This window comes from Photobacterium japonica (assembly GCF_050337005.1).
Classification (GTDB): domain Bacteria; phylum Pseudomonadota; class Gammaproteobacteria; order Enterobacterales; family Vibrionaceae; genus Photobacterium; species Photobacterium japonica.
Genome location: NZ_JAKJSN010000019.1, coordinates 1 through 17778 on the forward strand (window position 1 = coordinate 1; position 17778 = coordinate 17778).

The 17778-nt window shown below is 47.4% G+C and carries 17 protein-coding genes; 8 read left to right on the plus strand and 9 right to left on the minus strand.

All coding sequences use genetic code 11. The features are described 5' to 3' along the window. Positions 1-265: 265 nt before the first annotated feature. The gene (yciH, locus tag L4C36_RS08435) at positions 266-589 is read right to left on the minus strand and encodes a stress response translation initiation inhibitor YciH (RefSeq protein ID WP_428477359.1); all 324 of its coding nucleotides are present in this window, start codon (positions 587-589) and stop codon (positions 266-268) included. Between the two features lie 116 nt (positions 590-705). On the opposite strand from yciH, the gene L4C36_RS08440 reads away from it, so the two are divergent. After that, positions 706-1311, plus strand: a complete 606-nt coding sequence (locus L4C36_RS08440) for an HAD family hydrolase (RefSeq protein WP_428477360.1) — start codon at positions 706-708, stop codon at positions 1309-1311. 95 nt (positions 1312-1406) lie between these two features. Beyond that, the gene (locus tag L4C36_RS08445; protein ID WP_428477361.1) at positions 1407-1916 is read left to right on the plus strand and encodes an ATP-dependent zinc protease family protein; all 510 of its coding nucleotides are present in this window, start codon (positions 1407-1409) and stop codon (positions 1914-1916) included. Between the two features lie 70 nt (positions 1917-1986). Here L4C36_RS08445 and L4C36_RS08450 read toward each other — a convergent pair whose 3' ends face one another. Continuing rightward, positions 1987-2343, minus strand: coding sequence for a DUF3319 domain-containing protein (locus L4C36_RS08450; RefSeq protein WP_428477362.1), 357 nt, complete (start codon positions 2341-2343; stop codon positions 1987-1989). A 185-nt stretch (positions 2344-2528) separates the two neighbouring features. Here L4C36_RS08450 and L4C36_RS08455 point away from each other — a divergent pair, with 185 nt between their 5' ends. Beyond that, positions 2529-3500, plus strand: a complete 972-nt coding sequence (locus L4C36_RS08455) for a tyrosine-type recombinase/integrase (RefSeq protein WP_428477363.1) — start codon at positions 2529-2531, stop codon at positions 3498-3500. A 118-nt stretch (positions 3501-3618) separates the two neighbouring features. Here the strand turns inward: L4C36_RS08455 and L4C36_RS08460 are convergent, their stop codons facing one another. The 6 genes from L4C36_RS08460 to L4C36_RS08485 form a co-directional block, all read right to left on the minus strand. After that, complete coding sequence (locus L4C36_RS08460) at positions 3619-4257, minus strand: putative adenosine monophosphate-protein transferase Fic (RefSeq protein WP_428477364.1); 639 nt, start codon at positions 4255-4257, stop codon at positions 3619-3621. Beyond that, positions 4247-4435, minus strand: coding sequence for a YhfG family protein (locus tag L4C36_RS08465; protein WP_428477365.1), 189 nt, complete (start codon positions 4433-4435; stop codon positions 4247-4249). Before L4C36_RS08465 ends, L4C36_RS08460 begins: the two co-directional genes overlap by 11 nt. A 115-nt stretch (positions 4436-4550) precedes the next feature. After that, a complete protein-coding gene (locus tag L4C36_RS08470; protein ID WP_428477366.1) occupies positions 4551-5543 on the minus strand; it encodes a D-alanine--D-alanine ligase in 993 nt (330 codons plus the stop codon). A gap of 359 nt (positions 5544-5902) precedes the next feature. After that, positions 5903-6940, minus strand: a complete 1038-nt coding sequence (gene arsB / locus L4C36_RS08475) for an ACR3 family arsenite efflux transporter (protein WP_428477367.1) — start codon at positions 6938-6940, stop codon at positions 5903-5905. A gap of 82 nt (positions 6941-7022) precedes the next feature. Next, a complete protein-coding gene (locus L4C36_RS08480) occupies positions 7023-7355 on the minus strand; it encodes an ArsR/SmtB family transcription factor (RefSeq protein WP_428477368.1) in 333 nt (110 codons plus the stop codon). A gap of 194 nt (positions 7356-7549) precedes the next feature. Beyond that, entirely contained in the window at positions 7550-8113 is a 564-nt protein-coding gene (locus tag L4C36_RS08485) for an SPOR domain-containing protein (RefSeq protein WP_428477369.1), read from the minus strand. A 151-nt stretch (positions 8114-8264) separates the two neighbouring features. Here L4C36_RS08485 and L4C36_RS08490 point away from each other — a divergent pair, with 151 nt between their 5' ends. The 3 genes from L4C36_RS08490 (at position 8265) to L4C36_RS08500 (ending at position 12114) form a co-directional block, all read left to right on the plus strand. Beyond that, on the plus strand, positions 8265-8774 hold the full coding sequence (locus L4C36_RS08490) for a DUF2301 domain-containing membrane protein (protein ID WP_428477370.1): 510 nt from the start codon (positions 8265-8267) through the stop codon (positions 8772-8774). Positions 8775-9021: 247 nt separating this feature from the next. Next, entirely contained in the window at positions 9022-11730 is a 2709-nt protein-coding gene (locus L4C36_RS08495; protein WP_428477371.1) for a bifunctional acetate--CoA ligase family protein/GNAT family N-acetyltransferase, read from the plus strand. 81 nt (positions 11731-11811) lie between these two features. Further along, positions 11812-12114 (plus strand): hypothetical protein, encoded by a 303-nt coding sequence (locus L4C36_RS08500; RefSeq protein WP_428477372.1) that lies wholly within the window; start codon positions 11812-11814, stop codon positions 12112-12114. A 76-nt stretch (positions 12115-12190) separates the two neighbouring features. Here L4C36_RS08500 and L4C36_RS08505 read toward each other — a convergent pair whose 3' ends face one another. Further along, the gene (locus tag L4C36_RS08505) at positions 12191-13096 is read right to left on the minus strand and encodes a LysR family transcriptional regulator (protein WP_428477373.1); all 906 of its coding nucleotides are present in this window, start codon (positions 13094-13096) and stop codon (positions 12191-12193) included. Between the two features lie 456 nt (positions 13097-13552). Between L4C36_RS08505 and L4C36_RS08510 the strand changes: the two genes are divergently transcribed. Continuing rightward, positions 13553-13909, plus strand: coding sequence for a hypothetical protein (locus L4C36_RS08510; RefSeq protein WP_428477374.1), 357 nt, complete (start codon positions 13553-13555; stop codon positions 13907-13909). 340 nt (positions 13910-14249) lie between these two features. Beyond that, positions 14250-17663, plus strand: a complete 3414-nt coding sequence (locus tag L4C36_RS08515) for an intermembrane phospholipid transport protein YdbH family protein (protein WP_489685890.1) — start codon at positions 14250-14252, stop codon at positions 17661-17663. Positions 17664-17778: the final 115 nt, after the last annotated feature.

The window sequence follows — 17778 nt, forward strand, 5'->3', positions numbered from 1 at the left end:
GCATTTAACAGTATTGGCTATTTACCATAAAATAGGTAATTAACATCGTTATTGAAGCTCGGCTGCAAATGGTCAGTTTGCTTTGTGCTTCAATAACAACGGTTAATTACTCTGTTCGAGCTGGAACGATTGATCAATGTGGTTTGTATCATGTCGCAGTTGTATTTGGTGTTGGTCATCGACGTCGAAAACACTATGGCGTGAAAACAAAAAGCCCGAGATAAACTCGGGCTTTCGGTGTCGGCTTGGTTCTGGTTGGTGTGAATTAACCGCCAGCCAATTTCACTGTGTGGCCTTTTTTCTCAAGCGCGGCTTTGATGACATCACGCTTGTCGCCTTGAATTTCAATCGCGCCATCTTTTACAGAACCGCCACAGCCACAGACTTTCTTCAGTTCAGCGGCCAGCAGTTTAAGTTGGGTGTCTTCCATGTCTAGGCCAGTAACGATGCACACGCCTTTACCTTTACGGCCTTTGGTTTGACGCTGAATACGAACAATGCCATCACCTTGAGGACGCGCTGGCGCCACTTTTTCTTCTTTAATGCGGCCTGTTTCTGTTGAAAATACTAAGCGGCTATTATCGTTCATTGCAGAAATCTCGTTAATTTTCTTGGATCTGTGAGTCAGGCACGCTCTTCAAATGTCTCATTTTCCGATTCCCTGACCCAAAATTATCAATAAGTAATACTGTAACGGAAACGCACATGATTAGAAACGTGATATTTGACTTTGGCGCGGTATTGTTTGATTGGCAACCCAAAAATATCGTCAAACGTTTTACCTCTTCGCCGGATGAGCAAGCTCTGTTGCTCAGCGAAGTGCTGCAACACCCTGACTGGTTGTCGCTAGATCGTGGCACGATGTTGATGGCAGAAGTCATTCCTAAGTTCGCAGCCAGAACCCAGCTCACTGAAAACCGGATGCAAGATTTTATCGATCATGTCTTGGATAACCTGATTATGATTGATGAAACACGGGCTTTGATTGATCAATTAAATGATCGCGGCTTTAAGCTGTTCTACTTAACGAACATGAGCAGCGCCTTTTTTGAAAACTTGAATGAACGCCATCAACTTGAAACGCTGTTTGAAGGCGGCTTAGTCTCGGGTAAAGAGTTGGTGATCAAGCCGGAAACCGCCATCTTTGAAATCATGGTCGAGCGTTTTTCGATTGTGCCGGCACAGTCGCTGTTTATCGACGATCAAGCATTGAATATACAAGTGGCTAAAGAAGTCGGCTTTCAGGGATATGTGTTTAATGAGCCGGTTAAAAGTTGCGCGGAAATTCGTAATTTTCTCATTAATAACTAGTATTTCTAGATATGTCACAGCAATTCATCTAACGTTCAGTGCGATGCTGAGATACTGTCTCGTGTTTTCATTGAATCTGATGACTAGGAGTTTTCGTGAAGAAACTGTTCATCCCTGCCCTGTTTTTCCTTTCTTTATTTAACATCAATGTCGCGATGGCAGATTGCGATGGGGGTAAATCGATTGTCGGTCAAGTTGAAACCATTAAGGTGTATGAACTTGATATGGATTACTTAGCGCGTATCGATACAGGCGCTGCGACAACCTCCATCCATGCGAAAGACATTAAAGTGTTGGGTGAAGACAGCGACAGTGAGAATATGCGCGATCACCTTGGGCATATGGTTGAGTTTACGTCTTACAACGAGCAAGGCAAAGAAGCCAAGTTCAAAGGCAAGATTGTGAAAGTGAGTAAGATCCGAAATGCGCAAGGCGTTGAACGCCGGTACGCGGTGAAGATGGACCTCGGCTGGAACGGTGAACACAAAACGGTGAACGTTAACCTTCGCGATCGCAGCAAGTTAGAATACAAGCTGCTGATTGGCCGAAACTGGTTAAGCGGCAACTACCTGGTTGACGTCGATAAAGAAGACGATGCCGATTAATACAACAAGCTGTTGATACGCATCTATAAAAAACGCCTTCTAGGCGTTTTTTATTTTCGGATTGTTTATCCTAACGTGTTTGCTGTTTTGATAACGCGGCATCTAAATGTTTTTTTATGGCTTCTACGTTGCCTTTGAGTAAGCGCGTTCCTGCGATGACATACCATTGATTGTGTTCACCACTGTCATTGCGGATCTTGAATCCTTTATAGTCAACCACACGCGCCTGCTGTGGTTTTCTCGTGGTGGTCGTCACCAATTTTTCAGGGTGCATGAAGGTGTTCATGTCATACCACCAATCAATGCTTTTCTTAACGAGCGCGAGAGAATGCGTGATTGAACGCCCTTCAATCACAGCCGTCCAGCCATTTTCCGTATTGGTCACGTTCTCGATGTGGTGGCCTCTGTGAAATAGCCTCTTTTTCATCCTACACCTTGTTTGTCTCTTTTTGTTCAGGACTTATTGTTAATAATTTAATCATTAATGTCACACATTGTCTGTGAACAAGCATAAAAAACCGTTAATTGACTTCCGAATTTTATCATTTGTATTTGACCTATCAGTGTTTATGCTAGACTAAACTATAAATTATGATGCATTAGGATATAGGGATGACGAAGAAAATTTCACCCATCGAAGATGAACAACTGCGCGATATCAGCCTAAAGCAATTCAACAAACCGTTGCCGTCTTTTGATGCTATGGCTGAATTAACGCGTCATCAATATGCCAAAAATACGGTGATTTCATTCACCAATGATTGGAATGCATTTATCACATTTTGCCTCGACTGTAAGGTGCCCGCTTTACCCGCCAACGCGGATACAGTTCACCGTTACATTGAGAAGATGTCTGAGACGCGTAAACTAGCAAGCCTAAAACGTTACATTGTCACTATATCATTAGTGCACCGCTGCCACGGTTTGCCCGACCCTTGCGCAAAGACAGAAATCCGTTTGGCGATGAAAAAACAGCAATTTGAAAAGCACGATGATGCACAAAATGCCGCGGCTTTTCGAGATGAACATTTACAGACCTTGCTAGAAAGCTATGCCCTATCAACCAAAACCAAAGACGTCCGCGACATGGCAATCTGGGCGGTTATGTTTGAAGCCATGCTCAAACGCAGTGAATTAGCAGCACTCACCATTGACGATGTCGTTCTGCACCCGAACGGGTTGATCGATATCATCGTGGGACCGAATACCATCGCACTCAGTACGGTGGCATCAAAAGCGTTACAACGTTGGTTGGTTATCGGCATGATCCATGAGGGATTTGTTTATCGCCGCATCGATCGCCACGGTAATATAGGCAGTAATCCCCTCGACCACTCTTCGATTTACCGTGTTTTCCGCCGTGCCAGTGATGAACTCGGTATGGCAAAGGCGGATATTTTCTCCGGCCAATCCCCCCGCGTGGGCGCAGCGAAAGATCTTTCTGATGCAGGTTTGTCGATTGTAGAGATTCAAGAACAAGGTCGTTGGAAAAGCCCAGCGATGCCCGCGCAATATGTTGGCAACACGGATCGTCATGAGAAAGAAGTGGCGAAATATATCAAACCGACACCGTGGGAAAAGTAATTCCCCCTTCTTCTTGCGTGGGCTATTTGTTATTTGATAGCTCTGTTTTATATAGCGGATGGATGGTTATAGAATGACGACATATATTAAATTATAGTGCGTCAGGTTGTAACGAATATTACTCTAGCGGGGCATCATTCCAATGTGCGTCATACCCCTTTTCACGATCGATTGGCACCGTAATACGAGAAAAGAGCCCTTCCAGTGGCGCTAAATCACCAAAATACCCCGCCTGATTGGCATCGACCCATTCTTGCAAATGGATRCCTTCCCAGCAGATTTCATAACCGGCGTTAATGGCCAATATTTCAAAGAATATCCGTTGTACACGCCCGTTTCCTTCACGGAATGGGTGTATCACGTTCAATTCACAGTAGTAATGGGCGATACGTTGAATGAAATCTGCCAGCGGTAAGTCGTGTAAATGGCCTTCATTCGCAAGGGCGTCCAACAGCTTGGTGCTTTCTTTGTCGATATTCGTCCAGTGACAGAAACGGGTTTGCCCTTTTGTGATATCCACCTGACGGAGTTTTCCGGCCCAAAGGTAGAGATCTTGAAACAAGGTAAAGTGGATGGCTTGCAGATACGCCAATGTGACGTTATCAAATTGCGGGACAAAATGTTCAGCACGCACACGGGTAAAATCACGCTCTGCGACGTCCAGTTGTGCGTTATCCATGATGCCAAGCAGGTTAACTAACACATCACTGTTGGGATAACAGTCTGGATCTTGGTGAACATCGTATTTATCGGGCATAGTGTAATTTCAACTCTGCAATTTGTTCCGCTTCCGATAGGTTCTTGGGGTTATGCGTTGGTGTGGCCTCTACCCAATGAATCCCCTCCAGTCGCATACTCGCGATATAATTGCGACTTTGTAACCGTTTAAACCGTTGTTGCTTCTCTTCATTGGTCAGTGCGTTACCGTTTTTCATGCGACTGACACCCCCGTCGATACACAATGAAGCAAACTATACACAGTATAACGCTTCTGTTTTATTGGGATGAAAAAAAACCGAGACGCGCTCGGTTTTCTCAGGGTACTGACTTTTATTTCACTGCGGTTTTAATCGCGCTTTCAATGAAAGCCTTGAAATCGTGGCCGTGATGCTCCAGCATTTTCGGGAACATGGAAATCGGCGTCATACCTGGGAAGGTATTGATTTCATTTAGCAGAATCTCATTGTCTTCACTCAAGAAGAAGTCGATACGAGACAAGTCTTTCAGCTTCATGTGTACGAAGGCTTTGCGGGCGTATTCACGCATCGCGTTCACTTGCGCTTCTGTCACATTGCTTGCTTCTACAACGGTCGTTGAATGGCTTGCTGCGCTGTACTTTTCTTCGTAAGTGTAAAACTGATCGTCTGGGCACGTCACTTCACCCGGATTGGTGATCACCAATTCGTCACCGTACTGGTAAGCGGCAATTTCCAACTCACGCGGCTTAATCGCTTTTTCGATCAGCACTTGATCAGAATAACCGAAGGCGTCATTGACGGCTTTGGTCAGTTCGTCTTTATTAGTGACACGGTAACAACCAACCGAAGACCCTTGGCAAGCGGCCTTGATGAAGACGATGCCCCATTTCGCCAATGCCGCTTCTGCTTGTTCATGCGCAGCGTCGGTGTTTTCGCTTAAGAACACATACGGCGTATTCGGGATACCAAGTGCATCAAACCACAGTTTGGTGGTGATCTTGTTGAAGCAATTGGTGCTTGCTTCCGCACCGCAACCTAAGTATGGCAGTTTCGCCATATCAAGAAATGACTGCAGATCGCCCGTTTCACCAGGGAAACCATGCACACAGGGGATCACGTAATCAACCGTGAACTTGTCATCACCCACTTGTAGGGTGCGATCCAAATTCAACTGACACGGTTGGCTGTCAGCATTGAACCAACCATCGACCTTCATTTCAATGCGTGTGTAAGTGATGTCTTCGATCTGTTGGAGCTTTTGCTCAATGTAGTTTGCAGAAACGAGAGAAACTTCGTGTTCGGCGCTGCCGCCGCCACAGAGTAGTAATACGTGGATTGAGCTCATTATCATCCCTTGTTATCGTTACTGGCAACCTAGCCAGCAGCATTCTGGTGCAATTTTGTCCGGTACTGCCGATAGCAAAAATGGCGCGTAAGAGACAAAATAAATCTGCCCTAATAGTAATAAAAAAAAGGGCGCTATTGCACCTTATATCTCACTCAATAGTGATATCTTTTGCTTAAAAGGATCGAATAAGGCTAATTAACCAACAGCGATGCGTTTTTCACCCACCACGATACGCCAGCTGCATTGTCTTGCTTGTTAAACGCCCATTAAACAAAAGGCTTACAATGTGAATATTGATTCATTAAAGCAATCACATACCCACAATGCAAGCCAGTTGTTACACACTCATTAAATAATTATGCACTTTCAATAGCAAACTGATGCTTGGTTTTGTTTGCATATGCCACCAAAGACAGCATAACTGGCACCTCAACCAATACCCCTACAACCGTTGCTAATGCTGCGCCCGAATGAATGCCGAATAAACTAATGGCAACGGCGACGGCTAACTCAAAGAAATTAGAGGCACCGATCATCGCTCCTGGGGCTGCAACACGGTGTGGCTGCTTCGATTTACGCATCCAAATATAGGTAACGGCAAAAATCAAATACGTTTGAATCAGCAATGGAATAGCAATCAACACAATATCCACGGGGTTGCTGATGATTTTTTCGGCCTGGAAACCGAATAGTAGAATCACGGTCCCCACTAAACCCATGATTGACAGGGGCTTCATTGTTTTGGATAGCTTATCGAGCGTGGCTTGCTGTTTGTTAGCATCACGGTTTTTCACCAACATACGGGTTAACACGCCCGCAACCAGTGGAATAACCACAAACAAAGTGACCGATAGCAGTAAAGTATCCCATGGCACCATGACTTCGGTGACACCCAACAAAAAGGCAGCAATGGGCGCAAACGCCACGACCATGATCAGGTCATTCACGGCCACTTGCACCAAAGTGTAGTTCGCATCCCCTTTGGTCAGTTGGCTCCACACAAACACCATGGCGGTACACGGGGCAACACCCAACAAAATCATACCGGCAATGTATTCATCACCCAATGACGGCGAGATCCACGGCCCAAACAGGTAACGGATAAAGAAAACAGCCAACAATGCCATGGTAAACGGCTTAATCAACCAATTAACAACAATCGTGATCACGATGCCTTTCGGACGTTGATGTATTTTTTTGATGGCACCAAAGTCGATCTGCATCATCATCGGATAAATCATGAGCCAAATCAGCACCGCGATCACCATGTTGATTTGTGCGTATTGTAGGTTACCTAAAAACGTAAATACGTCTGGAAACATGACCCCACCGGCAAGGCCCAGTACCATGCCGATCCCGACCCACACGCTGAGATAACGCTCAAAAATGCCCATGTTGGCTCCTCTCTCATTCTGTTTTGTCTATTTGGGTATTGGTTATTCTATTTATTGATTCCTGCGGGGAACAAAAAGTCGATTAGCACCGCGGCATGAGTTGACGAGGATGGCACGCGGCCGAGCTATCATCATTACAACAGGCTTCTGTCATGTAGCCGATCAAATCCATCATCATGGGAATATTGGCACGATAGCGTTGGTATCGCCCTTGTTGCTCCACCGACACTAAATCAGCATGCAGCATCGCTTTCAGATGGAAAGAAAGTGCATTCGGGGCGACCTCTAACGCGGCAGCCATTTCCCCCGCCACGCGCCCTTCGTGGCCAGCTTTAACCAACAGGCGCCAAATCTCGAGGCGAACCCCTGAAGAAAGTGAATCAAATATACGTGTGGCTTGATCGCTGTTCATCATTAAAACATTCCGTATGGGTGAGCACGTCATTAATTCAATACTACAAGAAGTATTGAAATGATCAAGCCAAAAACAGGTATTTCTAGAAATTTAGAAACATCTGTATTTAGAGAATTAAAAATAGTAGACACAAAAAAAGCAGCCAGTGGCTGCTCATAATACGTGACAAGGTAACTACTTAGGCGATGTCAGTGTTAGCCGTTCAGTTGAGTTAGCTTGGGATACTGCGAGGTTTTGATTTGGCGTAAATCACGAATGAAAGGGCCAAAATTTTTGATGTCTTGCGGCAAAGCTTTCAATGCTTGGCGTGCGGCATCTTTGCTTTCGTACTGGCCAAACAACAAGGTGTACCACGGGGAACCGTTCAGGTCTTTTTCATTGACCCACACCGGTTGCTCGGCTGGTAGACGCTTTACATATTGGTTAAAGCCACGGTTGTGTGTACCCGCCAATACCTGAATGGTGTAACCATCAACGGCTTTCTTTGCGTATTTGTAGATAACTGGCTTTTCATCCGCTGGCGCGGTGATCACAACGGTTTCTTTCTCCTGAACCTGCTCAATCACCACAGATTCCGTGACAACCGGTTCCACTACGGCAACCGTGGTCGTTTCTTTTAACGGATCTTTTTCAAAAACAAACGAGGGCTCTGTTTGATATTGCTCTTGTGCTGAAGAGGTGACCCATTCGGTATTTCCAGATTCCGTTGCACACCCGGAAAGTATCGCTGCAGCAGCGAATACGGCGATTTTTTTCATTTTGACTCTGCCATATAAATTTTGCACACATAATGCCGTTGGTTTTTAACCCATTCAACCCTAAGTTTAAGATAGATCAATAACTCTCTGTCCTCTGTCACAGCAAAAGCGCGTAAAATACCCCCCTACATTTACATTCATGGAGCTATTCATGGCCGATCCTCATATTCAGTGCGAACTTGACGCGTTAGACAAACTGACTGTCATTCTCTACCGCTCTGCGCTTACCGCTTCGGCTGGTATCATGTCTATCGTGGCATGGGAACAACACGTAGCCACTCTAGGCTTAGTGATTGCCGCCCTGCTGGCAACAACCACCGTTCACATTTACGACAAACGCTTTCGTTGGTTAATTTTAGGCAGCGCCTTGTTTGCCACGGTGTGGCAATTGGTGGGCTTATGGCAACCACTGGCACTTGGCGCCGCCTTGTTTGCCTTTAGTGCGTTGTCGATTAAAGAGTATTTTTGTTTCCAAATTAAAGCATTGTTACTGACACCGCTTGCCTTAGCCGGCTTTTGGTTCTGTACCGTGTTCGGACAAGATCAAATCAGCATTGCGTTTAGCATGACAGGCGCGATTTTGCTGGCCGTGGCCGCCTTCTCTAAATGGCGTATGCCGCTGCATTACGACATTGGTGATAAATCTCGTTACCAAATCTAAACGCCAATCGATGCTAAGAGCGCTTTTAACGAGAAACCGTTTTACAGAAGGCGCTTTACAAGAAACGGGTTAACAAGGACGTTAACACGCCGCATTTCAATGCGACATGAAAGACACGCCACCATATCTTGCCGTTGATCACACCTCCTACACCTTAGTCAGACACCCGCTAACCGTTTCGATACACTCCTCTTTATCCGCATTTTTGCGAATCTCCCACTTGCCGCCAAGATAAGAGAGTTGTGCTATGGAAGGAATCGATAAGCTACTCAAACCGCAATCCATCACCGTGATTGGCGCTTCTGATAATCCGTCGCGTGCAGGCAATGTGGTGATCCGAAACTTGCTCTCTGGCTCGTTCCATGGGCCCATTATGCCCGTTACCCCTAAGTACGATGCCGTTGCCGGTGTGCTCGCCTATCCCACCATTGATAGCCTACCTCGGGTGCCGGATTTGGCCATTGTGTGTACTCATGCCTCACGCAATGTCGACATCATTGAACAACTGGGCAAGAAAGGCGTAAAAGTCGCGATTATATTAGCCGCGGGAATGACCCACATTATCCATGATGATGGCAGCACCGAAGAAGATCGCATGTTTGCTATGGCGCAACGCTATAACATGCGCATTGTCGGCCCCAATAGCATGGGCTTGATTTTACCTTGGCTGAACTTGAATGCGTCTTTCTCCCCCATTGCCGCCAACAAAGGCAACATCGCCTTTATCTCGCAGTCAGCGGCGGTATGCACCACGATCCTCGATTGGGCAAAAAATAAAAGCATTGGCTTTTCCACTTTCTTATCTATTGGGGATGCCTGTGACATCAACTTCGCAGAACTGCTGGATACCCTGTGCCGCGACAGTAAAACAGAAGCCATTCTGTTGTATATCGATTCCGTGAAAGATGCGCGACGCTTTATGTCTGCGGCCCGCGCCGCCGCCCGAAACCGCCGTATTTTGGTGGTAAAAAGTGGCCGCACGCAAGCCGGCAGTGCTGCTGCTATGCTGCATACTGGCGGCCCAGCGGGCTTAGATGCGGTTTACGATGCCGCTATTCGCCGTTCAGGGATGTTACGGGTGAATAATACGCACGAACTGTTTGCAGCAGTGGAAACACTGGCGCACTCTGTGCCCTTGCGTGGTGAACGCTTAGCCATTTTAACTAACGGCGGTGGCCCTGCCATTATGGCCGTGGATGCGTTATCCGATCGCGGTGGGAAACTGGCGACACTCAGTGACGATACCGTCACCAAACTCTCGGCCTTTTTGCCGTCATGCTGGTCACAGGCAAACCCCATCGACATCATTGGTGACGCGGATATTCAGCGTTACGAACAAGCGGTAAACGTGTTGCTCGACAGCGATGATTTCGATGCCTTATTAATTATGCACTCGCCATCCGCCATTGCGCCTGGCAACGCAACCGCACAACGACTGGCAGAAGTCATCAAACAGCATCCTCGCAGTCGAAAATTCAACATTCTGACCAACTGGGCAGGCGAAGATGAAGCAATACAATCACGAAAAATCTTCACCGAAGCGGGATATCCTGCCTACCGTACCCCTGAAAGTGCCGTGTCTGCGTTCATGCATTTGGTCGAATACCGCCGTAACCAAAAGCAGCTGATGGAAACGCCGGTGTCCTTTGGTGAGATCCAAGCCAACCCACGCCATGTGCATGACATCCTCAACCATTTGCTGGCGCAGGGAGTCCACCAGCTAGAGACCCATGAAATGCGTCCGGTGCTGGAAAGTTATGGGTTTACGACCTTGCCCACGTGGATTGCCAGCGATCCTGCAGAAGCGGCGCATATTGCTAATCAAATCGGGTATCCGGTGGCGGTTAAGTTGCGTTCGCCAGACATTCCGCACAAATCTGAAGTCCATGGGGTCATGTTGCATCTGCGCAGTGCCGATGAAGTCGCCAACAGCGCACAAGCGATTTTAGATCGCGTCTCTGTGGAATACCCAGGGGCAAAAGTGGATGGCTTGCTGGTTCAGCGCATGGCCAAACGGACCGGCGCACAAGAGTTACGGATTTCTGTGCATAATGATGCCATTTTTGGTCCCGTCATCTTATTGGGTGAAGACACGGCAGAATGGACTATCCATAAAGACGCCGCTGTTGCCATTCCGCCGTTGAATATGGCGCTGGCGCGTTACATGGTCATCAATGCAATTAAAACCGGTAAGATCCGTCAGCGCAACCGACCCGAAGGGTTAGATATTCACGCCCTGTGTAAGTTGCTAGTAAAAATGTCACAGCTAATCATTGATTGCCCCGAAATCAAAACCTTTGATATTCATCCATTGCTGGCCTCAGGCGATGAGATGACCGTGATTGATGCCTCAATGAGCATCAAAGAATTTAAAGGCAACAAAGCCGCGCGGTTGGCCATTCGTCCTTATCCAAAAGAATTTGAAGAACACGTAACGCTGAAAGATGGCCGTAAAATTTTGCTGCGTCCTATTCTGCCGGAAGATGAGCCATTGCATGCAGATTTCATTTCCCATGTGTCCGTCGATGATCTCTATAAGCGTTTCTTCTCGGATGTCGGCGAGTTGAATCACGAAGCGTTAGCGAATTTAACGCAGATTGATTATGACCGTGAGATGGCGTTCGTCGCCGTTGAGATGATCCTTGACGATCAAGGTCAGCCTGTGCCGTCGATCATCGGCGTGACGCGCGCGTTATCTGACCCGGATAATACAGAAGCAGAGTTTGCTATTTTAGTGCGATCGGATCTTAAAGGGATCGGGCTGGGTAGCATTTTAATGAATAAGATCATTCGTTACTGTCAGAAGACGGGCTTGAAGTACATAACCGGTATGACGATGCCCGCCAATCGCGGCATGATCATGTTAGCGCAAAAAGTCGGTTTTCAAATTGATATTCAAATGGAAGATGGCGTTGTCGAGATGCTGCTGCCGTTGCAATCGACGCACCAGTTGTAACTTCTATGCAATAGATCTCACTTCTTTTCAGCGTAATATATTATGATTCGGCCAAATCTTTTTAATTGATAGGGAATCATCATGATTAAAGCGCTTATTGCCGCGATTAATGGACGTAGAGAGATACACTTTAACTACAATGGGGTAAACCGAATTGCGCATCCGGTCGCAATCGGTGAATCTGATCAAGGGGATATTGTATTACGCTGCTATCAAGCGGAAGACAGCTTTGTACCATCAGCACAGGCGTGGGATGTTTGCCGTCTTGAAGACATATCATCGTTATGCGTCGATGATAACGTGTTCGCCAATGATCCTCCGGGTTATCGTCACAGCGATGAATCGGTAGAACAACACATGCGTAAAGTGTACGCGAGACTATGACTAGATCATGAATTAGGGATACCTCTACTCAGGAGCCGATACACGGATGGCTCCTGAGAAATCCCACCAGCCAAAGTTACTCACTGACGCGAATATCGCTATTTTTCCATAATGTTGGTAGTTGCTTAATACACCAGGTTTTCGCTTTCCCCATTTGCCCGCGATGCCACGCCATCACTATCTCGACTTCATTGGCCGGTTGTTGACCAATCATTGCCAGTTCTCCCCGTTCAATCGCGCTCTTCGCATAGGCATAAGGCAAGGTTGCGACACCCAGACCGGCTTTCAATGCCACCAGCTTGTCGTGCATACTCGATACCGTCAGTAAGGGTTGGTCATCAAGAATATTGTGTGTAATGGGCGGTAGACTGCGGGCGGTATCTGCCACGGCAATGCTGCGATATTGTTTACGTGTCGCCGGATCAAGCGGATTCGCCTCTTGATGGATAGGATGCGACGGATGGGCAACCCAAACCACATCAACGTAACCTATAGGCTGGGTTTTGACATCTTGCTGAGACAGCGTTTGAGAAGATGCCAGAATAATATCCGCCCGGTCTTGCGCCAAGGTTTCCCATGTACCGGCAAGCGCTTCTTCTTTTAATTTCAGTTTGGTTTTGCTTTGTTTCGCCAGCGATTCCACCAGCGGTAATAAACGATCAAGCGTGATCAGACTATCGTAAGCAATAGTGAGTTCCAGTTCCCAACCGTGTGCGAGCGCACTGGCATCTGCCACCATTTCATCCGCTGCGGCCAATAAGGCACGTCCGCGTTGCAGTAATAACTGACCCGCCTTAGTAAAAACGGCACGATGCCCTGAACGGTCGAAAATCACCAAATCCAAATCTTGTTCCAGCTTTTGCACCTGATAACTTAATGATGAAGGCGCTCTCCCCAATTCCTCTGCTGCAGCGGCAAAACTGCCTCGACGTTCTATGGCATCCAGAACCAAGAGGGCTTCAAAAGACAGTAACTTATTCACGCATTCTCCTAACAGCATTCGGCGATAACCGTTCAATCATAACGAAAAACGATACTCATTCAGTAAAAAACCTTTCTAACCCTGCGTTATCCCCGACTCATCGCCAAAAAGACACGTTAATTAGCCATAACACATCTTATTCACGCTACAGAATGAATATTCACAATATCTTGTACTACCCCGAGGATTTTCATACCAACATGATAACTTAATCATATAAATGACTACGTTATGCCATGCGAACAGAAAGATTCACGGGAAATTGATCTATGCCAATATTCCGTTTTAGACATTCCACTAGATTCATAGCATAAACGCTGAAACAGTCAAAAATATACAATACAACATCAACATAGCGCCACTTATCGTGATGTGTTGAATGTTCATCTTACCCATGGAAGGCTTCACGTTGCAGTGGATACGCTGTACGTAAGAAGTTGCAATAAGGAATGTTAAATGGAACACCTTTCGCAGTCACTCACGCAGACCATGACGTATATTAAACAGTGCACGTCGCAACTGATGGCCACCCACGGCGTTGCGCCTAATCAGATCTCTATGCAGCGTGTAACAAAAATTGCTTCGATTGAAGCGATTGAACTTGAGCATGCGGCAAAGCAAATCAACGCGATTCAAAAAGATCTGCTTCGCGCAATGCAAGCTCTTGAAACGAATCAGACCGACGTCGCTCACGCCGCGTTACGCCATGCCTTGGTGCAGTTGAATCATGAAAATCAGCACCAAACCGCCTTTCCCTATTCGCCGTTAGATGCCCAACATGCGCTAGCGAATGATCCGGCCTTGGCCGGTTAAGTGATACCCAAACACGCTCAATCCAAGCGATCTACCCGTTCGAACTGATATGCCCTTATTCATCTGAATTCTTATAACAATATGTAACCCACAAGGAATCTGCCGGATAGCGTACATTTTACTATGTCCTGTCTCTATCCGGCCTTTTTTTGCCGCTTTCAGTCACTAACGATTATGCTTAAAGATAAATACTCACTTATTTTTAAAGCCTTATCGGTTATGCATGGACAGTGACTCAACAGATATAAACGTAGCGCCGACGCCCGATAATCCTTCGATAAAGTCCACCCGTCGTCCCCCTAAACGCCGGAGGATCGCCTATGCGTTCATTTTGATGGGTATGTTGTGCCTTATTCCCGTCGTTGTCCTGCCTTTTTGGCTAGCCGCCATGGGGATACAACTTCATGCGTTGTCTGGCGTTTCATTGGGTAAGCAATCCCATATTCAATACCTCTCATTATCCATTCATGATTACACCGTGACCTTGCATGATCTGTCGTTAACCCATGCGATAGATGACAACGCGGCCATCTCTGGCGCTGCGTGGCAATTGCATGCGCCGCAGGTTGAGATTCAGTTACCGCTTTCGCTTAATCAGACGCTTGATCCGGTTAACGTAACATCGGTAACCCTCGCGGATGCCTCGATAACGCTGGTTAACCTGAATGCACCCTATGTCTTCAATGGTCATGCCCAACAGATAGTGCTGGGCTTATCAGGTCCAAATGAAACTAAACAAAATGAGGCTGAACAAAGCGAGCCGCACTATGACCAGATCCTGAAGGATGTCGACCTGGTGCTAACGACCGATCCCTTCGTGACACTGACGGGGACAATAAAGGGCGGACAACTTGATCTGTTCTTTCCACAAGATACCGCGCATAACCGCTATCCGATTGCCGTGCAAGCCGGACAGTTTTCGCTCAGCTGGCAAGCCCATGACACACCGCTTGCCGTGCACCTGACTCGCATTGAGCCGCAATGGCCGACCGTGATCCGTGATTTCGCACAATATGGCGAAGATATCACGCTACGCATGAATATCGAACAGCCCATCGCGACCATGAAGATCACGGCTAAATCGCTGGTGCTGGATCAACCCGTGCACCTGCCGACCTTCATCGAAACACCAGATACCCGCCATCAAGGAATACATCTCGGTCAAACCATTGCGCATCTCGCACAGCTTCCGTTGCGAAAAGTGAAAGTCGCACACTTCACTTATGGGCATTTACTGTTGCAATCCAAGGTGGTGATTGAAACGCCGCATTTTCGCATGAACAAACCTGATCGTAAGGCGCGCTTACACATTAAAGGGAGAGCGTTATGGCCCAATCCCTATCGCATCAATGTGCTGGTGAAACATCGTGATGCCGAGCAGGCGCATATCGCGGGGTCAGCCACCGGTCCAAAAGGCAATACGGTGCACTGTGAGGCGGAGGTTAGTTTTACCAGCCCATTGCCAAAACAGCTGTCATGCAACGCCGACATCAAACAAACCAAAGACATTACCGATAAATTTCAACTCGCAGCGATGCCGAATGTGATCCTCAATGCGCCCGTCACGCTAACGGCAACGCAAACAGCCATCACACAAGACACAGTCATTAAAGAAGCGCAGTATACGTTGCAGTTCTCACTACCCGCCCATATGCAGTTACACCTACCCACGGCCATCGTGCCTGATGCGTTATTTCGCCGCTCTCTGTCAGGCAACAACCAGAACCAAGCCAACGTTCAAAGCCGATCCAATACGCCGTCTCGGTTTGCTATCAAGACGGATAGAACCTTAGCCTTTACCGTGCACTATCAGCAGGATCACGTCCAACCCCAGCAAGGGCGACTCACGATCGACTTGAATCCTGTTCCTGAAGCACTCACCGTGTCGACCTTATTGGCCCAGCCCAGCACACAATCAAGCCATGATCCACACACTCAAACAGGCGACCAAGCCGATAACCTTCTAGGCATCAACATCACAGCATTGCACTGTAACATGCCGATCAATCATACCCTTGATGACAAACCGCCGCAGTGTCACTTGAAATCGACGATTCATGGGCAACTACGGGCCCTGTATCCAAGTCCTACCACGTCATTAGACAACATAACGCTAGATACCATGCTGAAAGGCTATTGGACGCCTCAAGGGCTGCATGCGGAATGGCACAATACCCGTTTGCAGATTGCACAGGCCAACATCAAGCAAGGGGGACGCTGGGTAGAAGCCAAAGCCGATAATATCCAGATCGATGCCAAACATTGGCACTTGTCGGTGTTAACCGAGGCAAAGCCTAAGCAGGCCAAGGTATCAGTCACATTACCCCACCAGCCACTTACCCTCAAAGCCAAATTATCGGCTAAACAGATAATCAGTGATGGCGATGACTCAGACAAACAGATTAAAGCCATTCGCCGCACCACCACGAAAGCGCAACTTCCGGTGCAGCACTATACGGGTCAGCTTGCGATGACCTTGTCGGAACTGCAGTTCTCGCTCCTCACATCTGACAATACCTCGCTTACTTCACCGTCTAGCACGGCTACTAACAAGACAGCAAAAAAGAGACTGACGCCATTTACGCTGCGCAGTGCGTACCATCTCAAGCTGACACCCTCTCAAAACAAACAACGTTTACCCACCTTGCAGACGGAAGGGCAAACCACGCTGAATCACCGTCATGTGGATCTCGATGGAACACTGTATAGCCATCGTTATACGGGGCTTCGCCGTGCTGATTCGCGTAAGACTGATTCACACCGCACCGATTTACTGAGCTTCAGCGCCCGCTACAATTGGCAGCGCAACAACGCCGACATAACGTTACACCGTAATGATATTCACTTTTCGTCTAAGCAATCGCTGAAGAAATTCTACTTACCGCATCTACCGGTAAATTATGATCTGCATGCTGGCAAGATCAGTTTTGATGCGCGCATTCAGTATCGCCCGTCTGCCAAGCCCAATTGGCAAGCGCGGTTCGGGGTGTTTACCCATAATTTAAGTGGCTATGTGGATAACATACACTTTGCTGATCTGAATCTGGCAATGACCAGTGAAGTGACGCCACAAGGCCTGCGTTCGCTACAACCCATTGGGCTAAACGTCGGCTACCTGCATGCCGGGATCCTCTTGGAAAACCTGTATGCCAACCTCTCATTTGATACCTCACGTTCGGCTTATCGTTTATATCGTGCTAATGCCTATATGCTGGGGGGGAGCGTGAGCCTGCACGATGTAAGCAGCGACAGTGTCATGAACATCCCCCCAGCCCCCGTGATCGTACAAGGGATACACCTCGACCAGTTGGTCGCGTCACTTGAGGCGAACGATATTGTGATGACAGGGGTTGTAGATGGACGATTGCCTTTGTCATTTCAGGATGGGAGCCCTGTGATCGAACACGGTTCGCTCCATGCCCGTTACCCCGGCGGGATACTCAAATACAAAGAAGAGTCTGCAATCGCCAAAAACATTGAAGCGGCGGGTGAACAAAACTTACTGGTAGTGGGAAAGATTCTCAAAAATTATAACTACCACACGTTATCCGTTCATCTAGACTACTCTAAAGAAGGAGAATTGAGGACGAAGGCCGCATTCAAAGGGCACAATCCTGATGTATTAGCGGGTCGACAAGTCAACGTCAACCTGAGTCTCCAAGAAAATATTCCAGCACTTATAAAAACCATGAACATGATAGATTCATCAAAGCTGGAAGCCTTGTTTTTAAAGCAGATGGGTGTGGATGAGTAGCATTTTGCGCTTGTATTTGACATTGATAACGATATCGCTGGGTATGGACATGCTGACCACGGGGTGTAACCCCCCTGTCGTACGCGCATGGCGTGCTCATTGAAGGTTGTAGCTC

Bases quoted from the DNA above. Each gene is read 5' to 3' on its own strand.
- yciH (WP_428477359.1), bottom strand. From the start codon at position 589: ATGAACGATAATAGCCGCTTAGTATTTTCAACAGAAACAGGCCGCATT.
- L4C36_RS08440 (WP_428477360.1), top strand. From the start codon at position 706: ATGATTAGAAACGTGATATTTGACTTTGGCGCGGTATTGTTTGATTGG.
- L4C36_RS08450 (WP_428477362.1), bottom strand. From the start codon at position 2,343: ATGAAAAAGAGGCTATTTCACAGAGGCCACCACATCGAGAACGTGACC.
- L4C36_RS08455 (WP_428477363.1), top strand. From the start codon at position 2,529: ATGACGAAGAAAATTTCACCCATCGAAGATGAACAACTGCGCGATATC.
- L4C36_RS08465 (WP_428477365.1), bottom strand. From the start codon at position 4,435: ATGAAAAACGGTAACGCACTGACCAATGAAGAGAAGCAACAACGGTTT.
- L4C36_RS08470 (WP_428477366.1), bottom strand. From the start codon at position 5,543: ATGAGCTCAATCCACGTATTACTACTCTGTGGCGGCGGCAGCGCCGAA.
- arsB (WP_428477367.1), bottom strand. From the start codon at position 6,940: ATGGGCATTTTTGAGCGTTATCTCAGCGTGTGGGTCGGGATCGGCATG.
- L4C36_RS08480 (WP_428477368.1), bottom strand. From the start codon at position 7,355: ATGATGAACAGCGATCAAGCCACACGTATATTTGATTCACTTTCTTCA.
- L4C36_RS08485 (WP_428477369.1), bottom strand. From the start codon at position 8,113: ATGAAAAAAATCGCCGTATTCGCTGCTGCAGCGATACTTTCCGGGTGT.
- L4C36_RS08490 (WP_428477370.1), top strand. From the start codon at position 8,265: ATGGCCGATCCTCATATTCAGTGCGAACTTGACGCGTTAGACAAACTG.
- L4C36_RS08495 (WP_428477371.1), top strand. From the start codon at position 9,022: ATGGAAGGAATCGATAAGCTACTCAAACCGCAATCCATCACCGTGATT.
- L4C36_RS08500 (WP_428477372.1), top strand. From the start codon at position 11,812: ATGATTAAAGCGCTTATTGCCGCGATTAATGGACGTAGAGAGATACAC.
- L4C36_RS08510 (WP_428477374.1), top strand. From the start codon at position 13,553: ATGGAACACCTTTCGCAGTCACTCACGCAGACCATGACGTATATTAAA.
- L4C36_RS08515 (WP_489685890.1), top strand. From the start codon at position 14,250: ATGTTGTGCCTTATTCCCGTCGTTGTCCTGCCTTTTTGGCTAGCCGCC.